This is a genomic window from Megamonas sp. (assembly GCF_986095205.1).
The window spans coordinates 1-9,180 of record NZ_CFQVBI010000017.1 but is presented as its reverse complement, the minus strand read 5'-3'; the positions used below and the strand labels follow the sequence as shown (position 1 = coordinate 9,180).

At 33.8% G+C, this 9,180-nt stretch carries 7 protein-coding genes and 1 other annotated feature; of the genes, 6 read left to right on the top strand and 1 reads right to left on the bottom strand.

Features of this window, described 5'->3' with window-relative positions; genetic code table 11:
* Positions 1-214: 214 nt before the first annotated feature.
* Positions 215-453: a binding site (T-box leader), on the top strand.
* A gap of 48 nt (positions 454-501) precedes the next feature.
* From AC5LAX_RS02835 to AC5LAX_RS02810, 6 genes are all read left to right on the top strand, one after another.
* On the top strand, positions 502-2,163 hold the full coding sequence (locus AC5LAX_RS02835) for a 2-isopropylmalate synthase (RefSeq protein WP_018999655.1): 1,662 nt from the start codon (positions 502-504) through the stop codon (positions 2,161-2,163).
* Between the two features lie 89 nt (positions 2,164-2,252).
* Complete coding sequence (gene ilvD / locus AC5LAX_RS02830; protein WP_008539522.1) at positions 2,253-3,905, top strand: dihydroxy-acid dehydratase; 1,653 nt, start codon at positions 2,253-2,255, stop codon at positions 3,903-3,905.
* Complete coding sequence (locus AC5LAX_RS02825; protein WP_288909139.1) at positions 3,906-4,736, top strand: pyridoxamine kinase; 831 nt, start codon at positions 3,906-3,908, stop codon at positions 4,734-4,736.
* Positions 4,737-4,888: 152 nt separating this feature from the next.
* Positions 4,889-5,536, top strand: a complete 648-nt coding sequence (locus tag AC5LAX_RS02820) for a TatD family nuclease-associated radical SAM protein (protein ID WP_117585633.1) — start codon at positions 4,889-4,891, stop codon at positions 5,534-5,536.
* 71 nt (positions 5,537-5,607) lie between these two features.
* On the top strand, positions 5,608-6,789 hold the full coding sequence (alr, locus tag AC5LAX_RS02815) for an alanine racemase (protein ID WP_117585632.1): 1,182 nt from the start codon (positions 5,608-5,610) through the stop codon (positions 6,787-6,789).
* Between the two features lie 61 nt (positions 6,790-6,850).
* Positions 6,851-8,137: an ArsB/NhaD family transporter gene (locus tag AC5LAX_RS02810; RefSeq protein WP_117585631.1), complete on the top strand. Its 1,287-nt coding sequence runs from the start codon at positions 6,851-6,853 to the stop codon at positions 8,135-8,137.
* A gap of 62 nt (positions 8,138-8,199) precedes the next feature.
* Here AC5LAX_RS02810 and AC5LAX_RS02805 read toward each other — a convergent pair whose 3' ends face one another.
* Complete coding sequence (locus AC5LAX_RS02805) at positions 8,200-9,042, bottom strand: hypothetical protein (RefSeq protein WP_204965690.1); 843 nt, start codon at positions 9,040-9,042, stop codon at positions 8,200-8,202.
* Positions 9,043-9,180: the final 138 nt, after the last annotated feature.

Below are 9,180 nucleotides of genomic sequence, written 5' to 3'. Positions count from 1 at the left end.
CTTGCTTATGCTTACAACAAAAGTTGTATCGAACAAGAAGCCCCCACTTCTAAGCGATAGCGAAAGTGGTGGGAGTACATCACTAGAGCAGTAAAAGATTTCTATAAAGATGTCAATTCTTTAAAATAAAATGTAAATTTGTATACAAAACACTTGCAAAAAATTATGCTATATGATAAGGTATTAAACAGCAATATTAAACAATTATAAATATAAAAATATGAAGAAAAGGAATAGTAAAATTATTTTCTTTTACAGAGAGCTGTTGATTGGTGCAAAACAGTAAGGAAGATTTTTTGAACTCGCCTTGGAATAGCTGGCTGAACATCTTAGATTATAGATAATTAGGTTAAGTCGGTACTCGACCGTTATATTGAGTTTAAAAATGAGTGCATGTAGATATTTTTACATGAATAAGAGTGGTAACGCGTAAGTACAGCTTTCGTCTCTAGTTTTAGAGATGAAAGCTGTACTTATAAATTGTTATTGGAGGAATACATAATGATGAATGTTAATAAATATACTAAAGGTTATTTTATGCCACCAACAGTAGACATGAGTTGGACTCAAAAAGAATATGTGGATAAAGCTCCTACATGGTGTAGCGTAGACCTTCGCGATGGTAATCAATCTTTGATTATTCCTATGAGCTTAGAGGAAAAAATCGAATTTTATAAACGCCTTGTAGAAATCGGATTTAAAGAAATTGAAGTAGGTTTCCCAGCAGCTTCTGAAACTGAATTTGAATTTTTGCGTACATTGGTAGAACAAGATTTAATTCCTGATGATGTAACAGTACAGGTATTGACTCAAGCTCGTGAACATATCATCAAAAGAACTTTTGAAGCTTTAAAAGGTGTAAAAAATGCTATAGTTCATGTGTATAATTCCACTTCTGTAGCACAACGTCAACAAGTATTTAGAAAATCTAAAGAAGAAATCAAACAAATCGCTATTGATGGTGCAAAATTACTTAAAGATTTAACTGAACAAGCAGGAGCAAATTATCGTTTTGAATATTCTCCAGAAAGTTTCACAGGAACAGAACCAGAATTTGCTTTAGAAGTATGTAATGCTGTTTTAGATGTATGGCAACCAACAAGCGATAGAAAAGCTATCATTAATTTACCTGCAACAGTGCAGATGTCCATGCCTCATGTATATGCAAGTCAGATAGCATATATTTCTCAAAATCTTAAATATCGTGAAAATGTAGTATTATCACTTCACCCACATAATGACCGTGGTACAGGTGTTGCAGATTCTGAAATGGGCTTACTCGCTGGTGCTGACCGTATTGAAGGTACTCTCTTTGGTAATGGTGAACGTACAGGTAATGCCGATATCATCACTATCGCTATGAATATGTTTGCCTTAGGTGTTGACCCTAAACTTGATTTTTCCAATATGCCAGAAATCATTGAAATGTACGAACGCGTAACTCGTATGCATGTATATGAACGTCAACCATATGCTGGTAAACTCGTATTTGCAGCATTCTCCGGCTCTCACCAAGATGCTATCGCTAAAGGTATGAAATGGCGTGAAGAAAATGATGAACCACATTGGACTGTTCCATATCTTTTAATTGACCCACAAGATGTTGGTCGTCAATATGATGCAGATGTTATTCGTATCAATAGCCAATCTGGTAAAGGTGGCGTAGCTTATGTTATGGAACAAAAATATGGTCTTAATATGCCTAAGAAAATGCGTGAAGACTTCGGTTATTGCGTAAAAGGTGTATCTGACCATAAACATAAAGAACTTATGCCAGAAGAAATTTATCAGATTTTCCAAGACAATTATGTAAATGTTGAAGAACCATATAAATTGATTGATTTTGTCTTGAATAAACAAGCAGATGGCACATTTAAAGGTAATGTACATTTGATGGAACATGGTCATGAAGTTGTAGTAGAAACACAAGGTAATGGTCGCTTTGATGCCGCAAGTAATGCTATACAAAAAGAATTTGGCATCAAATATGATAATTTAATTTATAGTGAACATGCTATGGAAATTGGTGCTACTTCAAGAGCTATGGCATATGTAGGTATTACAGCAGAAAATGGCAAAACATACTGGGGTGCTGGTATGGATACAGATATTATCACTGCTTCCATAAAAGCTTTAATCAGTGCAGTTAATCGCATGGATTAAGAGAAATTTATTTGTATATATGATTAATCTGTTAGTATAATAAATTTATTGTTTATATATTATATGTAGATAGAAAAGGTGGTTTGTTCATGAGAAGTGATTTAGTAAAAAAAGGTGCAACTCGTTCAGCACATCGTGCTTTATTTAATGCTATGGGATATGGTCCAGAAGATTTGAAAAAACCATTAGTTGGTATTGTAAATGCTTTTAATGAAATAATTCCAGGTCATATTCATTTACGTACAATCGCTGATGCAGCAAAACTCGGCGTAGCTGCTGCTGGCGGTACACCTATTGAATTCCCAGCTATTGGTGTTTGCGATGGTATTGCTATGGGACACCCTGGTATGAAATTCTCCTTGGCTAGCCGTGAATTAATTGCTGATTCTATCGAAGCTGTAGCAACAGCTCATGCTTTTGATGGTTTAGTACTCATTCCAAACTGCGATAAAATCGTTCCAGGTATGCTCATGGCTGCTGCTCGTTTGAATATTCCTTGCGTAGTAGTAAGTGGTGGTCCTATGCTTGCAGGTCGCTATCAAGGTAAAGATGTCAGCGTAAGCACAACTTTTGAAGCTGCTGGTAAATTTACAGCTGGCAAAATCACAGAAGATGAAATGTATGATTTAGAAGCAAAAGCTTGCCCAGGTTGCGGTTCTTGCTCTGGATTATTTACAGCTAATACAATGAATACTTTAACAGAAGTATTAGGTATGGGTCTTCCTGGTAATGGTACAATTCCAGCTGCTTATACTGGTGCTAGAATTTCACTTGCAAAACAAGCTGGTCATGTAATCATGGATTTAATTGCAAAAGATATTAAACCTCGTGATATTTTAACTCAAAAAGCATTTGAAAATGCAATCACTGTAGATATGGGTATTGGTGGTTCTTCTAATACTGTACTTCATCTTACAGCAATTGCACATGAAGCAGGTATTAAACTTCCAGCTCCATTATTTGATGAAATCAGTGCTAAAACACCTTATATTACAAAATTAAGTCCAGCTGGTACTCATCATATGCAAGATTTAAATGAAGCTGGCGGTGTTTGTGCAGTAATGCATGAACTCAGCAAAAAAGGTCTTATTCATTTAGATGCACTCACAGTAACAGGAACTGTTGAAGATAGAATAAAAAATAGCGAAATTCAGCGTGCTGATGTAATCAAAACAGTAGAAGCACCATATCGTCCAACAGGTGGTATCGCTATATTACAAGGTAATTTAGCTCCAGATTATGCAGTAGTAAAAGCTAGTGCAGTAACAGAAGATATGCTTTGCTATAAAGGTACAGCAAAATGCTTTAATTCTGAAGAAGAAGCTATTGAAGCTATTACTGGTGGCAAAATCAAAGATGGCGATGTAGTAGTAATTCGCTATGAAGGTCCAAAAGGTGGCCCTGGTATGCGTGAAATGCTCAATCCAACTGCTGTTATCGCAGGTATGGGCTTAAAAGTAGCTCTTATCACAGATGGTCGTTTCTCTGGTGCTACTCGTGGTGCTTGTATTGGTCACGTATCTCCAGAAGCTATGGCTGGCGGTCCAATCGCATATCTTGAAGATGGTGATATCATTGATATCGATATTCCAAATCGTAAATTAAATGTATTAATCAGCGATGAAGAAATGGCTAAACGTAAAGCTAACTGGGTAAAACCTGAACCAAAAGTAAAAACAGGATATCTTTCCCGTTATGCAAAACTTACAACATCTGCTAGCACAGGAGCTGTTTTAGAGTAAGTGAAAAGACAAAAAAAAATTGCTTTAATAAATGATATAACAGGTTTTGGTCGCTGTTCTGTAACAGTACAATTGCCATTAATTTCAGCATTAAAGATACAAGCTTGTCCACTTCCAACTGCGATTTTAGCAGCACATACAGGTTTTCCTGTACATTATATGGACGATTATACTCGTCATATGAAGGCTCATATGGATAATTGGCAAGCATTGAATCTAGAATTTGATGGTATTTTGACAGGTTTTTTAGGCTCTAAAGACCAGATTGAACTTGTATTAGAATTTGCAAGACGCTTTAAAAAAGAAAATACTTTATTTGTCGTTGATCCTGTAATGGGTGATGGCGGGAAATTGTATTCTTCTTATAATGAAGAACTTTGTTTAAAAATGCGACAATTATTAAATGTAGCTGATGTTTTAACGCCGAATTTAACTGAGGTTTGTCAATTATTAGATATAGAATATCCAGATAAAATGCCAACTGAAGCTGAATTATTAAAAATGGCACAAGCTATAGCTACTAAAGGCGTAAAGCAAATTGTAATCACAGGTCTTGTCAATGAAACAGCTGACAAAGTTTATAATTATATTTATGAGCAAGGCAAAAATCCATGTATGCAAGAAAATAATCGCATACCAGAGGAACATTCAGGTACAGGAGATGCTTTTGTGGCTATCTTGACAGCTTGTTTAGTTCGTGGAGAAGCTTTACCAAAAGCAGTACAAAAAGCAGCTGATTTTGTAGGAAAAGCAATGGCATATACTAATTCTTTAAATGTGCCATGGAATTATGGCCTATGTTTTGAAGAATATTTAACTGATTTAAAATAATAGCGTACAAAAATAAGCTTTAATTTTACTAAACATTGTAGTTGGTAGAATTAAAGCTTATTTATTACTTATAAATATGATTTTATATTGAAGTTTAGAAGATAAAAGGCTATAATTTTTATGTTATATTGTAACAAGGAAAAGGTGATTAAATGATATTATATACATTACATAATAATGGATATATTGATTTTAGTGAAAAAGTTAAATTATTTCCTAAAGAAAAATTCAATATGTATGTAAATTTTACCAATAGATGTAATTGTAATTGTACATTTTGTTTGCGTCATTTAAAGAATGACCATAAGTTATGGTTAAAAGATGGCGAACCTTCTTTAGAAGAGATTAAACAAGCATTTTTAAATGCACCTATGGAAAATGTAGCAGATATTGTCATCTGTGGTTTTGGTGAACCAACTATGCGTTTAGATGACTTGGTAAAATTATTGACTTTTATCCATCAAACATATCCTAAATTTAAAGTTAGAATGAATACAAATGGTTTGAGCGATTTAGAATATGGTAAAAAAACAGCTGTGTTATTTAAAGGCTTGTTAAATACTATTTCTATAAGTTTGAATGAATCAAATGCAGAAAAATATTTAGAAGTTACACGCAGTCGTTTTGGTATAAAATCTTATAAAGCTATGCTTGATTTTGCAGTGGATTGCAAAAATTACATTCCAAATGTAGTAGTAACTATAGTGGATATTATCGGCGAAGATGAAATCAATGCTTGTAAAAAGGTTTGTGAAGAATATAACTTGAACTTGCGTATTCGTCGTTATGAAGCAAATTAAAAAATAGTATTTGCAAATTGAAATGTACTAGAATGATTAAGAATGGAAGCGAATAGATTGTGGAGTCCGAAATGATAAGATTATTGTGGACAGAAATTGATTTAGATGTAATTGCACAGAATATGCAAATTATACGAAAGATGGCAAAATCAAAAGAAGTGGCAGCTGTAATTAAAGCAGATGCTTATGGTCATGGTTCTGTAACTTTAGCTAAAACTTTATTGGAAAATGGTGCTGATAGATTGGCTGTAGCACGTTTAGATGAAGGGCTAGAACTTCGTCATCAAGGTATTATAGCTCCTATTTTTATCTTGGGTTATACAAATCCAGTGAGAGCTAGTGAAGCTATTGCTTATGGAATTGATGTATGTATCTTTGATTATGAACAGGCAAGACTTTTTTCTGAGGAAGCTGTAAAACAACAAAGTGAAGTGGTATTTCATATAGCTATAGATAGCGGTATGCAACGCATTGGCTATCAACCAACGAAAGAAGCTGTAGAAGAAATTGTAAAAATAAGCAAGTTACCTAATGTAAAAATAGAAGGTATGTTCACTCATTTTTGTTTAGCCGATTGTGCAGATAAAACTTTTACACATACTCAATATAAACGTTTTAAATGGGTTTGTGATGAAGTGGCAAAAGCTGGAGTGAAGGTCAATGTACATCATTGTGCTAATAGTGCTACTATCATTGATTTACCAGAATATCATTATGATATGGTACGTGCTGGAGTGATATTATATGGCATGGCACCATCAGATGAAGTTGATATCAGCGATACTGGCTTAAAACCAGCTATGAGCTTTAAATGTGAAGTAACACATGTAAAAACTATACATGCTGGCGAAGGTGTAAGTTATGGTCATAAATTTATAGCCAAAGATACTCGCGTGATTGCCACTATACCTGTAGGTTATGCTGATGGCTATACTAGATTATTATCTGGAAAAGCAGAAGTATTGATACATGGTAAACGTGCAAAAGTAGTAGGCAATATCTGCATGGACCAGTGCATGGTTGATGTTACAGATATTGAAAATGTACAAGTAGGCGATGAAGTAGTTCTCTTTGGTAAACAAGGTGATGAATGTATTTTAGCTGATGAATTGGCTGAAAAATTGGGAACTATAAATTATGAAATAACTTGCATGATTTCTCGTCGTGTACCTAGATTTTATATACAAAATAATAAGATAAAATTTTATAAATCATATTTAAGTGATTTAGCTATTAGTATGTATAATATTTAAAATTTATTTAAGTAGATTTTAAATAATTATAAATATCTTTTAGGAAAGAAAGTGATTATTGATGGATAGTAGTGCTTATATAGCTATAGCTGTATTTGTCATTGCCTATATGTTGATTATTTCTGAGAAAATACATCGTACTATAGTGGCTTTGACAGGTGCTATGGTTATGATTATTATGGGCATATTATCACAAGACCAAGCAATCCATCACATTGATTTTAATACGATTGGTTTGCTTACTGGTATGATGATTATGGTCAATATTACCAGTGAAACAGGATTGTTTAATTATTTGGCTATTTGGGCAGCAAAAAAAGTAAAAGCCAACCCAGTGAAATTATTAGTAGCATTATCTGCACTCACAGCTGTTTGTTCTGCTTTTTTAGACAATGTAACTACTGTTTTATTGACAGTACCTGTAACTTTTAGTATTACAGCACAGCTAAAAATACCAGTACAGCCATTTTTGATTGCACAGATTATGTCTTCAAATATCGGTGGTACAGCTACACTTATTGGTGATCCACCAAATATTATGATTGGTAGTGCTGTCCCCGAAATGGACTTTATGGCATTTTTGACTAATTTAGGTGATATCTGTGTTGTCATTTTTGCTATTACTATAGCCATAATCATTGCTATATATCATAAAAAATTGCATACTACAACTGCATTACAAGAACAAGTAATGGCAATGAATGAAAAAGAAGAATTAAAAGATACATTGTTATTGAAAAAATGTTTAACAGTGTTATTCTTGACTATCATTACTTTTATGTTCCATGCTCAACTTGGTTTAGAATCAGCAACTGTAGCTTTAGCAGGTGCTTCTATATTGATGTTGATCACTGTAAGTAGACGTGAAAAAAGAATTGCAAATATCTTAAGTCGTTTGGAATGGCTTGCTATTTTCTTCTTTGTGGGCTTATTCATTTTAGTTGGCGGTTTAGTAGAAACTGGCGTTATTAAAGCTATGGCTGCTGAAGCTATAAAAATAACATCTGGAAATGTTACAGCTTCCACAATGCTTATTTTATGGCTCAGTGCAATTGCTTCAGCCTTTATTGATAACATCCCATTTGTAGCTACACTCATTCCAATGATTAAAGAAATGGGTGCAATGGGTATGACAAATCTTGAACCACTTTGGTGGGCATTGTCTTTAGGTGCTTGTCTTGGTGGTAATGGTACACTTATCGGTGCAAGTGCTAACGTTGTAGTAGCTGGCATGGCAAGTGCACATGGAGAAAAATTATCTTTTGTAAGTTATTTAAAAATAGCTTTTCCACTCATGATTTTATCTATTATTGTAGCTAGTGTATATATATATATTAGATATTTATAATACTTATGAAATAAAAAATGCCTAGAAGTTATAGCTTCTAGGCATTTTTAGTTAAATTAATTTTAATCTTGAATTTTAGTCTGTAATTTATCTTTTACGGCTTCTTTAAAAGCAGTGAAAATTTGTTGTAATCTTTCTGGAGAAATGCCAGTTCCTTCAGAAATTTTAGCTAAACGTTGTTCATCAGTTAATTGACGATAATCAGCTAAATATTCACGGCGTTCTTCTTTTGTCATATTAGCTAATTTATCTCTACCAGATTGCATATATTCATCAAGGATATTTACTTCATCCTGAGTGATTTTTCCATCAGCTACTAATTGATTAGTGAATTTTGCTAAACGTTCAGATAAATCATCACGAGCTTTAGTTGGTTTCATTTTTTTAGGATCAGGTTTAGCTAAGATGCGTTTTAAAGTATCTACAGGGATAGTAGTGCTTTCGGAGATATCTGCTATATTAGCACGTAAGGAGAAATGTTCACGATTTTCTTGACGATATTCTCTAGCATCTCTGCGGTCTAATTTACGAGCTTTATCTTCATATTTTTGTCTGTCTTTATAAAAACTGATGATTTCTTTTTTCAATTTAGTAGCTTGATTAGTGGAAATAGTATTGCGTTCTAAAGCTTTATCTACAGATACAAAATCTCTTGCAGCATCTTCACGTGTGGATAGATACATCCAAGAATAATCACTTTCAAATTGTGTGCAATAATTTTGTACTTCTTCGTTGTGTACAAATGGTCTAGGTGGAGGAGGTGGTGGTGTTGGTCTTTGTGCTAATTCTGTAGGTGGAGGAGGTGGTGGTTGCGGAGGATTAGCTAGTGCTACACCACTTAATATAAATGTACTACAGCCAGCTAAAATAGCAGCTGTAAGTTTTTTCTTTAAAGTAGTTTTCATGAGATACACATCCTTTCGGCTATTGATTTATATAAATATCGCATATTTTTTATTTTTGACATACTCCCCATGCCTAAATGCAGGGGATTCTTGGATACAAACGATACTTGCCTACTAAAATAGCAGGTCTTACTATAT

Bases quoted from the DNA above. Each gene is read 5' to 3' on its own strand.
- AC5LAX_RS02820 (WP_117585633.1), top strand. From the start codon at position 4,889: ATGATATTATATACATTACATAATAATGGATATATTGATTTTAGTGAA.
- ilvD (WP_008539522.1), top strand. From the start codon at position 2,253: ATGAGAAGTGATTTAGTAAAAAAAGGTGCAACTCGTTCAGCACATCGT.
- AC5LAX_RS02805 (WP_204965690.1), bottom strand. From the start codon at position 9,042: ATGAAAACTACTTTAAAGAAAAAACTTACAGCTGCTATTTTAGCTGGC.
- AC5LAX_RS02835 (WP_018999655.1), top strand. From the start codon at position 502: ATGATGAATGTTAATAAATATACTAAAGGTTATTTTATGCCACCAACA.
- AC5LAX_RS02810 (WP_117585631.1), top strand. From the start codon at position 6,851: ATGGATAGTAGTGCTTATATAGCTATAGCTGTATTTGTCATTGCCTAT.
- alr (WP_117585632.1), top strand. From the start codon at position 5,608: ATGATAAGATTATTGTGGACAGAAATTGATTTAGATGTAATTGCACAG.